Raw genomic sequence first — 16228 nt, 5'->3', positions numbered from 1 at the left:
ATTTATCCCTTACCTACAGTTTGAGTTCGGTTTAATTTTTTATTGGAATTTATTTCAATGAACTGAATAATCATGCTTGCAATATCTTTGCCTGTAGCACCTTCAATCCCTTCCAAACCTGGTGATGAGTTAACTTCCATAACGACTGGACCATGGTTTGAACGTAGCAAATCAACACCACATACATTTAAACCCATTGCTTTAGCAGCATTAACTGCCGTAGCTCTTTCAGCAGCGGTAATTTTAATAAGTGATGCAGAACCACCTTGATGAAGATTTGAGCGAAACTCACCTTCTTTACCTTGGCGCTTCATAGCCGCGATGACTTTACCACCCACCACAAAACAGCGAATGTCTGCACCGCCCGCTTCTTTAATGAACTCTTGAACCAGTATATTTGCCTTAAGGCCATTGAATGCTTGAATAACCGAAGACGCTGCAGAGTGAGTGTCTGCCAAAACCACACCAACCCCTTGAGTTCCCTCAAGCAATTTAATCACTACTGGTGCACCACCAACGGTTTTTAATAGGTCATCAACATCATCAGGAGAGTGTGCAAAACCCGTTACTGGCAAGCCAATTCCTTTGCGTGATAACAGTTGTAAACTTCTCAACTTATCACGAGAACGACTAATTGAAACTGATTCGTTCAATGGGTAGACATTCATCATCTCAAATTGGCGAAGTACTGCTGTTCCGTAGAAAGTTACCGATGCCCCAATTCTAGGAATCACAGCATCAAAGTTGTCTAAAATTTCACCCTTATAATGAATTTGAGGATTAACCGAGTTGATATTCATATAACAACGTAGTGCATCAATAACACGCACCTCATGGCCTCGAGCTTCGGCTGCTTCTACTAAACGACGTGTTGAGTAAAGCTTAGGTCCTCTTGATAAAATGGCAATCCTCATTCTATTTCACTCCTTGTAAATATGATTCTGCTGAATTAACAATTAATCCAGCTTTTCTGAGAGCAGTTCGACCTAACAACATCTTAAATGCCATCGTATCTCTGCTTGTCAATGAAACTGGAATTTGCAGTCTAAAATCGCCAATCTCAAGTGCCGTTTCTATAAAGAAACGTTCCGCTGAGTTACCGCTAGAGTCAGTCACCGTTCTGATATCTTGTACCTCCGCTTCACAAACTTTTACCTTAGAAAGGTCATCGTTATCAATATGAATTGAAAAACGCACCCAATCTTGTCCATCTTTTTGAAATGGTTCCACTTCAAAAGCATGCAATGCGGAATTTTTTGCTCCGGTGTCAACCTTGCATTCCAATCGTTCAATACCTAGCTCAGGTAACCTTACCCATTCGCACCAACCAACAGTGTTCGGCATAGATGAATCCTTTTTTAATTCAAAATTAATAACGTGGCTAAACCAAGGAAGGATAAAAACCCTACCACATCGGTTACAGTGGTTAAAATAACCGCTCCAGATAGAGCCGGATCTTGTCCAAATCTTTTTAAGATTAGCGGCACTACAACACCAGAAACAGCAGCGGCAATCATATTAATAAGAATGGCCAAACCAATCACAACACTAATCATAATATCATCAAACCATAGCTGTGCAATTATAGCGACAATTACAGCCCAAATAAGTCCATTTATAATACCAATCCAAAATTCTTTATTAAACAGAACTACGCGGTTAGAGCCACCAATTTTACCCATGGCTAAACCACGAATAGTCAATGTTAAAGTTTGGCTACCAGCAATGCCGCCCATACTCGCTACAACAGGCATTAAAACCGCCAAAGCCACTACTTGAGCAATCACCGCTTCAAACTGGCCAATTACCGCCGCCGCTAAAAATGCCGTCGCTAAATTAATACCCAACCAAAGGGTACGGCCATTTACACTCTTTTTAATTGGAGCAAACAGATCCTCTTCTTCATCTAAACCCGCCATATTCATAACGGTTTGTTCACTCTCTTCTAGGGTTAATTCAAACACATCATCTGCGGTTAATTGGCCCATTAACACACCACAATCATTAACAACAGGTGCAAAATGATGATGCTTAGAGCGTATAAACTTGGCTGCTTCAATAGCATCCATAGTATCCAATACGGTTTCAGGTTGTTCCATAACATCAGCAACCATTGCTTCAGGATCATGGCGAATCAATTCCACAACATGCAAAGTACCTAATAATCGATTGTTTTCATCTACCACCATTAGCTCTAGAGTGCCTTTATGAATGACGTTTTTCATTCTTAAAAAACGCTGAACAACTTCTAATTTGACGTTTTCACGAATTGAAACGGTATCGGTGTGCATATAACGCCCCACCGCATAATCATCATAATCTAAAACACTTTGCACCTCTTCACGACGAGTCTCGTCCATGCTTTGCATGACATCTGCTTCAAGCTCGTGGTCTAAGGACCCTAAAATTTCAGCGGTATCTTGAGCATCTAAGTCTTTAGTAATTTCATTAAGTTCTTTAGCTTCAACGCCTTGCAAAATTGACAAACGAGCATCTTCATTTAGCTCTGCAAGCACTTCTCCGCGAATCTCATCTGGCACACAAACCCACAAACTTTGACGCTGATTTTGAGGAAACGACTCAAGAATATGCGACAATTCATGCTCTGTGAGCCTCAAAAATAAATCACATACTTCTTGCTCACGGTTATCGGCAACCATATTTTGAATATGAAGCAGTTTATCTTCAGTGCTCATAATCTCTTCAGGAAACAAATCATTAGACATCTCTTGCCTCCTTCTCGTTTTTATTACCCGCGGCTTTTTGATTTTTTTGCATAGTCTTCTCAATCGTTTTAGATTACTTTTTGTTCTTATATATTCATTTTTAGGTTTATTTTCAGCTTAATGTTGATTCTGAATCAGACGGCTCTAATATTGCCCAAATTTTTTCTGCCCGATTACCTTCCAAGCTTTTAACTAAAAACTTCCAACCCTTGTAGATAACCTCGTCGCCCACTTTTGGAATCTCATTCAGTTCAGACATAATCAAACCTGAAAGTGTACTCACATTATGTTCAACATCTAGTTTGGTGGAGGTGAGTTTTTCAAAGTCGTGCAAGGCCATTAATCCGTTCACTTCAAAGCCTTCAGTAAACTTTAACTGTTTAATTGCTATCTCTTCATTATCGAGTTCATCGGCAATTTCACCCACAATTTCTTCAATTAAGTCTTCCATGGTAATAATGCCGGATAGAGCACCGTATTCATCTACAACTAGAGCCATATGGTTTCGTTCATTTCGCATTAAATCAAAGGCTTTTTGTAGCCCCATCACCTCTGGCATAATTAAGCTTTTACGAGCCAACGATTCAATATCAACAAGTGCAGATGATTCATTATCTAAGTTGTTTAACAGTAAATCTTTAACCAACAACACCCCAACAATTTCATCCAAATGACCTCGCACTAACGGAAAACGAGAGTGACCTAATTCCACTATCTTTTTAGTATTAGTTTGTAAATCATCATTCACATCTAACCAATCAATTTGACTGCGCGACACCATAATGTCTCTTACAATGCGAGTATCAAACGCAAACATGTTTTGAATCATATCCGCTTTAATATTATCTAAGTTACCGTGAATGCTTGATGCATCAATCATCTCACTCAACTCTTCATCACTAAAAATTTCCTCATGAGAAGCTTCTTTTACCCCCATTGCGCGCAAGATAGTTGAAGCTGACCAGTTAAGAGCCTTAGTTAATGGATAACTCAATAAATAAAACCCATGAAGTGGAATCGCCACCCAAACAGAGACAGGATCTGGTTTACGAATGGCATAGGTTTTTGGTACTTGCTCACCAATCACAATATGCAAAGAAGAGAAAATAATGAAACCAATTAAAAAAGAGGTAAAGTGCAATACTTCGTCTGGCATACCCATTGAATAAAATAGCGGTTCAAGCAGTTTAGAAACAGCCGGCTCCCCCACCCAACCTAAGCCTAACGAGGCCATGGTTATACCTAGCTGGCACGCCGCTAAATACGGTTCTAAGTTTTGTTTTATTCTTAACGTTAGGCGAGCAGATAATCCACCTTCTTTAGCCAAGTTTTCAACTCTTAGAGTGCGGACTTTTACCAAAGCAAATTCGGCGGCAACAAAAAATCCGTTTGCCACTAAAAGCACAATAATTACCATTAAACTGGTACTAAAGTTTTCCATTGTAATTTTCCTATCGTTTTATAATGTAGCCAAAGTAATGCTACTCAGACATCGGCTCTATGACAAAAGTCACTTAAATTATGTGACTTTGTTGAAAATAAGATGGTCTTAATCATTAGGTATGTATCATAACAAGCATGTTGAAAGAATTAACAGATATTGAAATTGTTGAACAAGCAAAAGCTGAATTACCCCATGTTACCGTGGCGTTTGAAGAATTAATTATTCGCCATGAAAATAAAGTGTACGCAATTTGTTTAAGATACTTTGGTCATCAAGAGCAAGCAGAAGAGATTTCTCAAGAAGTTTTTTTAAAAGTATTCCAGCAATTAAAAAATTTTAGAGGCGATGCTCAATTCTCAACCTGGTTATACCGAATTGCCATTAACTTATGTCATACCGCAGCCCAAAAAAAGAGCTATACGACCCAGTACGATTCGCTTGATGACTATGCTGATGATGTGCAATTAAGTAGCGAGTTTGAGTGCGATGATGAAGAGCAGTGTGTTCAATATTGCATTGATCAACAAAACGAAGTAGAAAAGGCCATTATTAGTATGCGTTTTAATACTGAATTGAGTCTTAAAGAGATTGCCGATATTCTTAATCTCAAACTAAGTGCCACCAAAATGCGATTATACAGAGCAATGGAAGGCTTTAAACAACTCTATGAGAAAAACTGTTTATGACACCTGATTCAATAGAAGAAGACAAATTCAAAAAGCTTTTGTCATTAGACAACTCTAAAAACACCCCAGCTCAAAGAGCCTCTATGATCATACAAGGCGTGAATTGGCTAACACTGGTTCAAGAAGTCTTTATTCTATTTTTATATAAACTCCCATTAGCTCTATTTTCTATGGCTAAAACTTTGTCACATCAAAAGGAAAACTCATGAATATTTATGATGTAAAGGACCGCATTCAGTTTACATGGGGAGATGCTTACAACAATTTTTTAATGGCTCTGCCCGATGTACTGATTGCATTTAGTATTTTATTAATCGGTTATTTATTGGCGGTATTTGTTCAAAAATTAAGCTTTAAATTATTTAAAAAACTAAAATTTGATTGTGCCGCTGAACGTATTCAATTAGATAAAAAGCTTTTAGCTGTGGGGATTAAACAAACACCCTCAACCCTTTTAGCAGGCCTGTTCTTTTGGTTAATTGTGCTATTTACATTTATTACTGCAGCCGAATATGCAGGATTAACTGGATTTGTTGATACATTAAATAAAGTGGCAATGTACATTCCTAATGTAATGGCTGCGTTAATTATTTTGGTTGCTGGTTTATTTATAGCCCATTTTATTCGTAATGCTTTAAACAGTGCCCTTAAAAACTTTATACCAGCTGCGTCCCAGCTAATTTCTAGCTTTATTTACGGCGTATTGGTCGTCATTATTGTCTTAACCGTATTAGAACAGTTGGCTTTTGACACTCAGTTAATTCAGATGATTATATTAGTTGCATTTACTGGTATTACTTTAGCTATTGCCCTCGCTATTGGAATTGGTAGTGCCCCACAACTTAAAAAAATCTTATCGTCTTACTACCTCAAAGAACACATTAATGTAGAAGACACCATTACTGTACAAGGACAAACCGGAACGGTCATTAAAATTAATGGTAGCAGTACTGAGATAAAAACCAGTGAAGGGATTGTTGTTATTCCAAATGACCAATTACTTGACCAAATTTACCAAAAACAAACCAAGTAAAATCTACGATTTGAGATAACTTTAAAAAGCTTAATAAGGCACTCAATATTTTAAAATTACCAGGCCTGGTAAAACCAAAATATCTATTTGATAACATCAGGTTATTGGTGCTAACATGAATATAAACAACAAATAATTAAAAAAGTTTTTTATAAAACAATGCTAAATATGTGACTTTTTAGTGCCTCGCAGCGTCTTAAATTATAAGAGTCATTTTGACTCTAAACTATCTATTAAAGGATTATTTACATGATAAAAACAAGACTTCTTCCACTGATTGCAATTATTTCTATTGCTGCAAGCTCAAATGCTATTGCCGCTTCTAATGCTTACGTAACTGATAGTTATGGTGAAATCGCCAAAGATGCGTATGGAAGTTGCGTTCGTTCTAGTGCATGGACTCCAGAAACCGCTATCGCAAGTTGCGAACAGCCAAAAACAGAACAAGCTAGCACGACTAAAGAAGCAGATGAAAGCACTACTGCAGAAAGCAAGCCAGCACCAACTCTTTTGCCACCAGTAAAAGAAGATATTGATGGTTCTGGTCAAATTGCATATGTAGTAGATTCACAAAACCGTATCGTTCGTGATGGTTATGGTTATTGTGTTCGTACCATTCATTGGTCTAAAGACACCGCTATGGCTAAATGCGAAGGTTGGGCTGAACCAAAACCTCCTGTTGTAGCTAAACCTGCACCAGTGGTTGTTCCTAAACCTGAGCCGGTTTTTGTTAAGAAAATTGTTGATGATGCACCTGTTGCGTTCCGTGGATTCTTTGACTTTGATAAAGCTGTTTTAAAAGATGCCGCTAAAACAAAACTAAATGACTATGCAGACTACCTATCTCATAATGCTAAAACAGAAGTTAAAGTAACTGGACATACAGACTCTACTGGGCCTGCCGCTTATAACCAAAAACTTTCTGAAAGACGTGCCAACTCAGTAAAAACTTACTTAGAGTCAAAAGGCATTGAAGCAGACCGTATTCACGCTACTGGTATGGGTGAAGAAAGTCCAATAGCTTCAAACAAAACCAAAGAAGGCCGTGCTGAAAACCGTCGTGTTGAGATGGAAATCATCAAATAGTTCACTATTTAAGCCTTAAAAAAAGTCACTATCAGGCACTTTATACTTGATATAACGACCCAAAAACACGGCTGTTTTCTTTACAGAAAATAGCCGTTTTACTATCTAGCAATCATAAGCTTCAAACAGACTGCTAATTTATTACTATTCTATGTAATATTTACCAGGCCTTTATACCCGCTTGCAGGGTGTGGTAAATTAATGTCAGTCAATGCATAAAAAATATACACTTACCCTAACTGTTTTTTCAGACAATAAGGCTTTATATACCTTATCAGGAATCCACTATGCTCGATTTTATTAAGCAATATTTAAGCTCTCCCAACCATCCTTTAATAGATGCCTTTATTTTGCTGACCATTGCAATTTTTACTGCCCTAATCGTAAGTTACTTTATTAAATGGACATTTCTTGCTTGGTCCAATAAAAAACAGCGTACCAATCTTGCATTTGTATTTAATGCCATTCGCTTACCTATTACCATTTCAATTGTATTAATAGGCATCAACAATGCCGTTCATAGCTTTGAATTAAGCGACAAATTTGAATCCCTATTGCCAATGATTTTACAAAGTATTGATATTATTGTTTGGGGACAATTCATTTACCGCAGCTCACAATTTAGCTTAAAAAATCTAAGCCAAACGCATCGTCAAGGTGGATTTATTCAACCACAAACCCTGCCCTTGTTTGAAAACATTGCAGCCGTTTTAGTGGTATTAATTATTTTTTATCTGCTGTTTATCACCTGGAATATTGACATGAGTGCCTGGCTAGCCTCAGCGGGGATTATTGGTATTGCTGTGGGGTTTGCTGCAAAAGACACCATTGCCAATTTACTTTCTGGTGTATTCATTTTGGCAGATTCACCTTATAAAATCGGGGACTATATCGTTATCGATAGCGGCGAGCGTGGCATGGTAACCCATATTGGTTTACGTTCAACCCGAATCCTAACACGAGACGATCTAGAGATTAATGTACCTAATGCCATTATTGCTAACGGTAAAATTGTAAATGAGTCGTCCGGTAGGCACATAAAATCGAGAACACGAGTTGCGGTAAGCGTAGCTTATGATGTGGATATTGATCATGTTAAATCGACACTCATGCATATTGCCAGCGAAGAAACTCAAATTTGTACTGATCCAGAACCACGAGTGCGTTTTCGTCAATTTGGTGCTTCAGGTCTAGATATGGAATTATTAGTTTGGATAGATAATCCTGAAATACGAGGACGTGTAGTGGATAGCTTAAACACGGCTATCTACAAACGCTTTGCCATTGAAGGCATTGAAATTCCATTCAGCAAGCATGACTTGTATATAAAGTCATTGCCCCCACAAACTGAAAATTAAAAACAAAGAAACAGACTAACCGGCATTAGGCGAAATAATCAGTAAAACATGTAATTTTTTCTGCCCGATGCAAGCCATAAGATTAAAGATTTATTTGAAAGTTGAACTTCGAGATAAATAATTAAGGTTAATCTGGCTTGATAGCTAAACCATTTATAAAAATTTTCACACCTTGAATTAACGCTAACTCTACGTCTTCTTCTGAAACTTCTTCACCAAAAAGTAACCTATTAACAAACGGCCCCTTAACCATTTCAATAAATTGTGTTGCAGCAATCTCTTCATTTATGGGGGCAATCTTTTTAAGACTAACCTGTTTTCTTAAATAACAGGCCAACATTTCTATACCAACCTGCGGGCCATATTTATAGTAAATTCTTTGTATTTCTTTCTGATCGTCATTATTTTCCATTAAAACTAGGCGATAAATAGCGATACCATCGGGCTTCAAAACCACACTTTGTATGTGTCTACCAAACGCCATCAAACTTCGCTCTACATCATCACTCCAAACCACTCCCTCTTCCAACTCATTAAAAAAAGTCATGGCGAGTTTTCTAAAAACAGCTTCGAACAATCCAATTTTATTACCAAATAAACGATACAAAGTCCCTAAAGAACCACCAGATAATCTTACAACTTCATTAACACTTGTGTTGGCATAGCCAGAAGCCAAAAATAGTTTTTCTGCAGTTTCTAAAAACTTTTGTTGACGGGCTACGCCCCTTTTATTGCATGGCTCGCTAATTGATTGCTGTATCGCTTTTCTCATAATTTCACCAGTTATTCACTTTCAATTTTTGGGGGTATTGTACCTTATAATTTATTTTAACTTATTATTGAAACAAAAGTGTAGTGTATGCTACACTTTATTTAATTCTTGACCATTTATAAAGGAAATTATGATGTTTTCAGCCCTGTTAAATCCAAAAAAATGCTTAACTCAAAGCTTTATTGGTGTATTGCTTTTTATGCCTCTTTTTGTTTCTGCGGCTGATTCAGGCCAGAAACCGCAAGCCTTACCCGTTGCCGCGACTACAGTTAGCCTAGAAAATGTTCCAGTTTATGCTGATTACTCCGCTCGCACACAAGCCGCACAACAAGTTGAAGTGTATGCACGTGTGAGTGGAATTTTACAAAAGAAATACTTTACTGAAGGCCAAGAAGTAAAGGCAGGCCAATTACTTTATAAAATTGATGATCGCAAATATCGTGCATTAGTACTTAAAGCAAAAGCTCAAGTTAATGTTGCAAAAGCGAACCTAAATCAAGCTCAGAGAGAGTATGACCGTGTTAAGGGTTTATATAAAAATAAAGCGGTAAGTGCTCAAGAAGTTGATACGGCTTTATCTAACCTTGAATTGGCAAAGGCTAATTTAGAAGGTCAAGAAGCGGCATTAAATGAAACCCAAATTGACTTAGATTACACTGAAGTTCGTGCTGAAATCTCGGGGGTTGCAGGTATCAAACAACAAGATATTGGTAGCTTAGTTGGCTCAAACTCTGAAAACACCCTGCTTACCAATATTACTCAATTAGATTTAATTAATGTTATTTTTGCGATACCTGATGCTGATTACATTCAGCAACAAAAAGAAATTCAGGCAGGCAAACTAAAAACTCTTCCTAAAAACCAATGGACCGCACAAATCATCAATGCGAAAGGTGAAGTCATCGCCTCTGGAAAAATTGATTATGTTGACAGCAACATCAACACAACAACAGGTAGTATTCAAGCACGAGCCGTATTTGATAATAAAACAAACCAATTAATGCCAGGATCATTTGTGCGTTTAAGAGTGACCGACTCAATTCGTCAAAATGTATATATTGTTCCTAAAAAAGCGGTTGTACAAATGGGCGGACAATCCTTTGTTTATAAGGTAACCGATGGCATTGCAGATTTAGTACCTGTGCATTTAGGTGGTGAAAAAGGCCACAATTGGTTAGTAGATTCTGGCTTATCTAACGGTGATGTAGTAGTAACCAATAACCTTATAAAGTTACGCCCTAAAACACCGGTATCCATATTGCCAAACAAACCAAGCACTGCTGGTAAAACAGATAAAGAGCATGCAGCAAAATAATACTTTGCTATAGATAATTTACATTACCAATTAACTTAAACCGTTAATCTGAGGAAAAACCATGTTTTCTAAATTTTTTATTAATCGCCCTGTTTTAGCCAGTGTACTGTCTTTTGTGGTGATTATTGCTGGGTTTCTTGCAATGAAGGGTTTACCCATTGCCGAATACCCTGAAATAGTGCCACCGCAAGTTGCGGTAACGGCTACCTACCCTGGAGCGAGTGCTGAAACCATTTCACAAACTGTAGCGGCTCCTTTAGAGCAGGCTATTAACGGCGTGGATAACATGCTTTACATTAACTCAGTTACCTCCTCTGCTGGTACTTTAACCCTAACGGTTACCTTTAAGATTGGTACAGATATTGATCAGGCAAATATTAACGTTAATAACAAAGTACAAGGAGCATTAAGCAAGCTGCCAACAGAAGTACAACGTGCAGGTGTAAAGGTTAATAAAAAATCATCAAGTATCTTAAAAGTTATTTCGCTCTACTCTGGCGATTCAAGTTTAAGCACGGTATTTATTGCTAACTACGGCTTAATTAACGTCTTAGATGAACTGGCTCGTATTCCAGGAGTGGGTGAAGCTCGCCAATTTGGTTCTAAAGACTACTCTATGCGAGTATGGCTAGACCCAAATAAATTGGCACAATACAAACTTACACCTAGCGATGTCTATAACGCGATTCAGTCACAAAACTCTCAGTTTGCTGCGGGGCGTTTTGGCCAGGAACCAATGGCTAACCCACAAGCTTTTTCTTATACCGTGACTACAGAAGGTCGTTTATCAACACCAGAACAGTTTAAAAACATTATTTTAAAAGCTGAAAAGCAAGGTGACACCTTACGTTTAAAAGATGTTGCACGTGTTGAATTAGGTGCTCAAGACTACAACTTTAATGCAACCTATGATGGTAAACCAACTGTACCAATTGGGGTGTTTTTAAAACCAGGGGCAAATGCCTTAGAAACCTCTGCATTAATTGATAAAAAGTTAGCGGAATTATCTAAGAGTTTCCCTAAAGGACTCAACTACTCTGTACCTTATGACACCACAGAATTTGTAAACATCTCTATTGAAAAGGTTATCTATACCCTTTTTGAAGCCCTAATTTTAGTCGTATTAGTGGTATATCTATTTTTACAGAATGTTCGTGCAACGCTGATTCCTGTTTTGGCTATTCCAGTGTCTATCATTGGTACATTTGTAGGGATGTATCTACTTGGGTTCTCAATCAACCAGCTAACATTATTTGGAATGATACTCGCCATAGGTATTGTGGTGGATGATGCCATCATAGTGGTAGAAAACGTTGAACGAATAATGCGAACCGAAAACCTCTCACCACGAGAGGCTACGATTAAAGCGATGAGTGAAATAACAGGCCCTATTGTGGCGATTGTTTTAGTACTTGCTGCGGTATTTATCCCTGTTGCGTTTATCAGTGGGTTAACGGGTCAAATGTATAAACAGTTTGCCATAACTATTGTTATTTCAGTCACGATCTCAGGTATTGTAGCCTTGACCTTAACACCCGCGTTATGTGCCAATATTTTACAATCGGCACATCAAAAGCAAACTGGCTTTTTCTTATACTTTAATCGCTTTTTTGATCGTATTACCAGTGGGTTTACTGCTGGTGTAAGAACAATTATGCGTTACAGCTTAATCAGTGTGTTACTTTTTGCAGGCCTGGTAGCCATTACCTATCAAACATTAGGTGGCGTTCCAAAAGGTTTACTTCCGCAAGAAGATAAAGGGACTCTGTTTGTACTTAACTACTTACCTCCAGCGGCTTCATTGTCTCGTACTGAAGTGGTTCGTGATAAAACTTCAGAAATGTTAATTCAACACCCTGGTGTGGCTCACTCAATCAGTTTTGCTGGGTTTGATTTACAAACATTTACCAATAAAACCAATGCGGCGGTCTCTTTTGTAAGTTTAAAACCTTGGGATGAGAGAACTGCACCAGACCAAAGTTTGAAAGCGATTGTTGGTCAACTGTTCGGTCAGTTAATGGCTATCCCAGATGCGTTTAGTATTCCAATTGGTATGCCAACTATTATGGGGATGAGTATGACGGGTGGTTTTGAAGCTTATTTGCAAAACCGTAACGGCGATGGCTCTTTAGCCTTAAGTAAAGTAACCGATGAATTGATTAAAAAAGCGTCTGCACGCCCTGAATTAAAATCGGTACGCACAACTTTCTCAACTAAAGTGCCACAATATGAAATCACCTTAGACCGCGAAAAAGCACAAGCAATGCAAATACCTGTTGCCGATGTCTTTGCCGCAATGCAAGCCACGTTTGGAACACTTTATGTGAATGACTTCAACTTATATGGTCGTACTTATAAAGTTAACTTGCAGTCGGAATCTAATTTCCGTGAAAAACCAGAAGATTTAGCTCAAGTATTTGTGCGCTCGCAAACTGGCCAAATGGTTCCATTAAGTGCATTAGTAAGTGTAAAACGCACAACTGGTGCCGATATTGTAGATCGTTTTAACCTATTCCCTGCCGCTAAGCTAATGGGAGAACCTGCTCCAGGTTATAGCTCTGGACAAGCGATAGCTGCTTTTGAACAAGTTGCTAATGAAGTGATGCCAAATGGCTATAGCTTAGGTTGGGTCGGTGAAGCCTATCAAGAAAAGCAGTCTTCTAATTCAGGTAACCAGGCCTTCTTATTTGGTTTACTGTTTGTCTTCTTAATTTTAGCGGCACAGTATGAACGCTGGTCAATCCCGCTTGCGGTTTTAACTGCTGTTCCATTTGCAGTATTAGGAGCAACGATTGCCGTGAAGTTAACTGGATTACAGAATGATATCTACTTCCAGTTAGGGCTCTTAACCTTAATAGGTCTCTCTGCCAAAAATGCCATACTGATAGTTGAGGTTGCCATGCAAAAACATAAACAAGGCATGTCATTAATTGAAGCCGCTGAAACGGCGGCTAGATTAAGATTTAGACCTATTGTAATGACCTCTTTGGCCTTTACTATTGCAGCAATACCGCTTATGTTAAGTACCGGTGCGGGTGCTGCGGCACGTCAAGCAGTAGGTACAGGCCTGGTAGGTGGAATGATTGCAGCAACGCTATTTGCTCCGCTATTTGTACCAATGTTCTTCCGTTGGGTTGCGGGTATGTCTGAACGCTTCTCCTTCAAAAAAACAGACAAAAATTCTGTTGAACAATCACAAACGGAGTCTAAATAATGAGAAATTTAATCACCATTTCGGCTCTTATTCCTGTCTTGATGCTGACAGGTTGTAGCCAAATACCTACTTATGAAAAACCTAAGGTAGAACTGCCTACCCAGGCCAGCTGGAATAACTTACAACCTAAAGTTGACAGCCAATTAAACTTAAGTGAACAGGCCTGGTGGAATCAGCTTTCTGGCGATAACACTTTAGCAAACTTAATGAATGAAGCACTGACTCACAATAGTGACATTGCTCTGGCAAAGCTCAATTTACAACAAGCACGTTCAGTTCTAAATCAAAGTAAAGCGGCACAATATCCAGAGTTAAGTGCAACAGGTCAACTTGGCCGAACAAAAAATAGCCTAGAAGCTTACCCTGTTGGTTCAGAAGCCACTTATGGGCAGTTTTCACTGGGTGCATTATTAAGTTATGAAATTGACCTGTGGGGGAAAAATGATGCCCTTAAACAACAAGCACAAGCCAACTTAAAAGCCACTGAAGCAGACCAAAAAACGGTTAAATTAAGCGTGACTGCGGCAGTAGCACAAGGTTATTTAAATTTAATGGCCTTAAATCAAGATGTGCGCATTGCTCAAGATACCGTTGAATCTCGTAAAGAAGCCTTGCAACTCAGACAAACTCAACTTGAATATGGCAGTGTTACACCGTTATATGTTCATCAAGCTGAATCTGAATTAGCCTCGGTTGAAATTGCCCTGCAACAACAACAGCAACTACGTGATTTACAGCTTCATGCCCTATCAGTTTTGGTAGGTCAATCACCAAAAGCCTTAGCTCAAATGACTGCCAGCTCATTTGAGACCAAAGACTTAAACTCTTTAAATAGTTTGCCTATACCTAAAGGGTTGCCTTCTGACTTATTAGAACGTCGTCCTGATATTGTCGCCATGGAGCAACGCCTAATTGCCGCGAATGCAAATATTGGTGTCGCCAAAGCAGCGTTGTATCCATCTATCAGTTTGAGTGGTTTATTAGGTTTTTCAAGTGAAGCGTTAAATAAACTATTTACTGATGATTCAGTTAGCTGGAATACCTCAGCCGCTATTAACGCCCCTATATTTGATTATGGTAAACGCCGGTCGCAAGTACAGATTACTGAGGCACAAAAACAAGCGTTAGTCATTCAATACCAACAAACAATCCGCACGGCTTTTAAAGAAGTTTTAGATGCACTCACTAACCTTAAAGGCAGCAGTCAACAACTTGCGGCACAACAACGACAAGTGACAGCACTGAAACAGATATTAGATTTATCGCAAAAACGTTTTGATGCAGGTTATTCAAGTTATCTAGAGGTATTAGATGCGCAAAGAAACTTATTTAATGCTGAAATAAATCGCGTCAATCTAATGCTTAGCCATTCAACAGCTTTGGTCAACTTATACAAAGCACTTGGCGGCAAGTGGCAAGAGTCAAAGTCTTAGGCTTTAACTATTACACTTGTTTTACCCATTGACTCAAACAAATAAACAAAACTCTCCTAAATAAAAAAGGCCGATTATTCGGCCTTTTTTATATTTATTTAAATTTTACAGCCGACTTAATCAGCAATACTTTGAATGTAATAACGACCATTGTTTTGTTGGAGATCCATCTCTATTTCAAAAATAGTGGATAGGTTTTGTGAATTTAAAATATCAGACTTATTACCCTGCTTATAAATGGTTTTGTTATACATCAAAGCAACATGGCTAATCTCTTCAAAGACTTCTTCTATATGATGCGTTACCAAAATAATCGATAAACGGTTCGTGAGCTTGCGTAGTAATTTTAAAAATCGATGCTGAGCTTTAAAATCTAAACCAATAGTTGGTTCATCCAATATCAAAGCTTTTGGGTTGTGAATAAGTGCTCTACCAATCACACACAACCTTAATTGGCCAGTGCTCATTTGGTGAACAGCTTTATCTTTGATTGTTAGGATATCTAAAAACTCTAGTGTTTCTAAAGCTTTTTGATGTTGCTCATCAGTAAAATCTTGGTGTTGAAACACTCCAATTGAACTATAAAAACCGCTCAATACCACTTCATAAGCGGTTAAAAAATTACCATGAATTGCAAAATAGTTATGTAAGTCGTGGGTAATAATGCCAAGATGTTGTTTGAGTTCAAAAATATTCCAAACCGATTTACCAAATACCTCTTTTTTAAACGAAAACCTAGGGTTTGGATATAAATCGTTTGAAATCAATTTAATCAAAGTAGATTTACCACTACCATTACTACCCAAAATCACCCAGTGTTGGTTGGGTTCTATGGTTAGGTTCACCTTTTCTAAAACGGGTTCCTCGCCATAACTTACATAGATATCTTTAAAATCCAACAGGGCATTGCTTGTATTCATTGAACCCTCTTTTTGATTATCCACAAACCACCCTCTTTTGAATTAACTCTAAATTTTATAGCACTTTTTAAAAAGCCATGTTTACTGAACACAGTATTAATATACCAGGCCTGCTAAAATTAAAAATAAGCTAAAAAATGAAACTTTTTTAGCTTTTCAAATCACAACCTTTAAATCTAAACTAGAGACAATTCATTATTTAAGAAATAATAAAGCCTCAGCTTTTAGAACCCTTCATTAT

14 protein-coding genes are annotated in these 16228 nt (G+C 38.0%); 8 read left to right on the top strand and 6 right to left on the bottom strand.

What is annotated here, in order from left to right:
- Window positions 1–2 precede the first annotated feature (2 nt).
- From rimK to ACORJQ_RS03730, 4 genes are all read right to left on the bottom strand, one after another.
- The gene (gene rimK / locus ACORJQ_RS03745) at window positions 3–914 is read right to left on the bottom strand and encodes a 30S ribosomal protein S6--L-glutamate ligase (RefSeq protein ID WP_321326134.1); all 912 of its coding nucleotides are present in this window, start codon (window positions 912–914) and stop codon (window positions 3–5) included.
- Window position 915: 1 nt separating this feature from the next.
- Window positions 916–1344, bottom strand: a complete 429-nt coding sequence (locus ACORJQ_RS03740; protein WP_321326132.1) for an ATP-dependent zinc protease family protein — start codon at window positions 1342–1344, stop codon at window positions 916–918.
- A 14-nt stretch (window positions 1345–1358) separates the two neighbouring features.
- Window positions 1359–2726: a magnesium transporter gene (gene mgtE, locus ACORJQ_RS03735; RefSeq protein ID WP_321326131.1), complete on the bottom strand. Its 1368-nt coding sequence runs from the start codon at window positions 2724–2726 to the stop codon at window positions 1359–1361.
- Window positions 2727–2838: 112 nt separating this feature from the next.
- Entirely contained in the window at window positions 2839–4167 is a 1329-nt protein-coding gene (locus ACORJQ_RS03730) for a hemolysin family protein (RefSeq protein WP_321326129.1), read from the bottom strand.
- Between the two features lie 137 nt (window positions 4168–4304).
- On the opposite strand from ACORJQ_RS03730, the gene ACORJQ_RS03725 reads away from it, so the two are divergent.
- The 5 genes from ACORJQ_RS03725 (at window position 4305) to ACORJQ_RS03705 (ending at window position 8333) form a co-directional block, all read left to right on the top strand.
- A complete protein-coding gene (locus ACORJQ_RS03725) occupies window positions 4305–4856 on the top strand; it encodes an RNA polymerase sigma factor (protein WP_321326128.1) in 552 nt (183 codons plus the stop codon).
- Window positions 4853–5065: a hypothetical protein gene (locus ACORJQ_RS03720; protein ID WP_321326126.1), complete on the top strand. Its 213-nt coding sequence runs from the start codon at window positions 4853–4855 to the stop codon at window positions 5063–5065. Before ACORJQ_RS03725 ends, ACORJQ_RS03720 begins: the two co-directional genes overlap by 4 nt.
- Window positions 5062–5889 (top strand): mechanosensitive ion channel family protein, encoded by an 828-nt coding sequence (locus ACORJQ_RS03715; RefSeq protein ID WP_321326124.1) that lies wholly within the window; start codon window positions 5062–5064, stop codon window positions 5887–5889. Before ACORJQ_RS03720 ends, ACORJQ_RS03715 begins: the two co-directional genes overlap by 4 nt.
- A gap of 249 nt (window positions 5890–6138) precedes the next feature.
- Window positions 6139–6975 (top strand): OmpA family protein, encoded by an 837-nt coding sequence (locus tag ACORJQ_RS03710; protein ID WP_321326122.1) that lies wholly within the window; start codon window positions 6139–6141, stop codon window positions 6973–6975.
- Between the two features lie 287 nt (window positions 6976–7262).
- Window positions 7263–8333 (top strand): mechanosensitive ion channel family protein, encoded by a 1071-nt coding sequence (locus ACORJQ_RS03705; RefSeq protein WP_321326120.1) that lies wholly within the window; start codon window positions 7263–7265, stop codon window positions 8331–8333.
- Between the two features lie 127 nt (window positions 8334–8460).
- Here the strand turns inward: ACORJQ_RS03705 and ACORJQ_RS03700 are convergent, their stop codons facing one another.
- The gene (locus ACORJQ_RS03700) at window positions 8461–9105 is read right to left on the bottom strand and encodes a TetR/AcrR family transcriptional regulator (protein ID WP_321326118.1); all 645 of its coding nucleotides are present in this window, start codon (window positions 9103–9105) and stop codon (window positions 8461–8463) included.
- Between the two features lie 130 nt (window positions 9106–9235).
- On the opposite strand from ACORJQ_RS03700, the gene ACORJQ_RS03695 reads away from it, so the two are divergent.
- From ACORJQ_RS03695 to ACORJQ_RS03685, 3 genes are all read left to right on the top strand, one after another.
- Window positions 9236–10420: an efflux RND transporter periplasmic adaptor subunit gene (locus tag ACORJQ_RS03695; protein WP_321326116.1), complete on the top strand. Its 1185-nt coding sequence runs from the start codon at window positions 9236–9238 to the stop codon at window positions 10418–10420.
- A 61-nt stretch (window positions 10421–10481) separates the two neighbouring features.
- Window positions 10482–13634: an efflux RND transporter permease subunit gene (locus tag ACORJQ_RS03690; RefSeq protein WP_321326115.1), complete on the top strand. Its 3153-nt coding sequence runs from the start codon at window positions 10482–10484 to the stop codon at window positions 13632–13634.
- On the top strand, window positions 13634–15067 hold the full coding sequence (locus ACORJQ_RS03685; protein WP_321326113.1) for an efflux transporter outer membrane subunit: 1434 nt from the start codon (window positions 13634–13636) through the stop codon (window positions 15065–15067). Before ACORJQ_RS03690 ends, ACORJQ_RS03685 begins: the two co-directional genes overlap by 1 nt.
- A 116-nt stretch (window positions 15068–15183) precedes the next feature.
- Here ACORJQ_RS03685 and ACORJQ_RS03680 read toward each other — a convergent pair whose 3' ends face one another.
- On the bottom strand, window positions 15184–16011 hold the full coding sequence (locus tag ACORJQ_RS03680; RefSeq protein WP_321326111.1) for an ABC transporter ATP-binding protein: 828 nt from the start codon (window positions 16009–16011) through the stop codon (window positions 15184–15186).
- Between the last annotated feature and the right edge of the window lie 217 nt (window positions 16012–16228).

This window comes from Thiomicrorhabdus sp. (assembly GCF_963662555.1).
In the GTDB taxonomy this organism is placed as follows: domain Bacteria; phylum Pseudomonadota; class Gammaproteobacteria; order Thiomicrospirales; family Thiomicrospiraceae; genus Thiomicrorhabdus.
The sequence above is the reverse complement of the archived record's forward strand: the minus strand, read 5'-3'. Positions and strand labels throughout refer to the sequence as shown.

Coding starts and splice junctions, on each gene's coding strand:
- rimK (WP_321326134.1), bottom strand. CDS start 914: ATGAGGATTGCCATTTTATCAAGAGGACCTAAGCTTTACTCAACACGT.
- ACORJQ_RS03740 (WP_321326132.1), bottom strand. CDS start 1,344: ATGCCGAACACTGTTGGTTGGTGCGAATGGGTAAGGTTACCTGAGCTA.
- mgtE (WP_321326131.1), bottom strand. CDS start 2,726: ATGTCTAATGATTTGTTTCCTGAAGAGATTATGAGCACTGAAGATAAA.
- ACORJQ_RS03730 (WP_321326129.1), bottom strand. CDS start 4,167: ATGGAAAACTTTAGTACCAGTTTAATGGTAATTATTGTGCTTTTAGTG.
- ACORJQ_RS03725 (WP_321326128.1), top strand. CDS start 4,305: ATGTTGAAAGAATTAACAGATATTGAAATTGTTGAACAAGCAAAAGCT.
- ACORJQ_RS03720 (WP_321326126.1), top strand. CDS start 4,853: ATGACACCTGATTCAATAGAAGAAGACAAATTCAAAAAGCTTTTGTCA.
- ACORJQ_RS03715 (WP_321326124.1), top strand. CDS start 5,062: ATGAATATTTATGATGTAAAGGACCGCATTCAGTTTACATGGGGAGAT.
- ACORJQ_RS03710 (WP_321326122.1), top strand. CDS start 6,139: ATGATAAAAACAAGACTTCTTCCACTGATTGCAATTATTTCTATTGCT.
- ACORJQ_RS03705 (WP_321326120.1), top strand. CDS start 7,263: ATGCTCGATTTTATTAAGCAATATTTAAGCTCTCCCAACCATCCTTTA.
- ACORJQ_RS03700 (WP_321326118.1), bottom strand. CDS start 9,105: ATGAGAAAAGCGATACAGCAATCAATTAGCGAGCCATGCAATAAAAGG.
- ACORJQ_RS03695 (WP_321326116.1), top strand. CDS start 9,236: ATGATGTTTTCAGCCCTGTTAAATCCAAAAAAATGCTTAACTCAAAGC.
- ACORJQ_RS03690 (WP_321326115.1), top strand. CDS start 10,482: ATGTTTTCTAAATTTTTTATTAATCGCCCTGTTTTAGCCAGTGTACTG.
- ACORJQ_RS03685 (WP_321326113.1), top strand. CDS start 13,634: ATGAGAAATTTAATCACCATTTCGGCTCTTATTCCTGTCTTGATGCTG.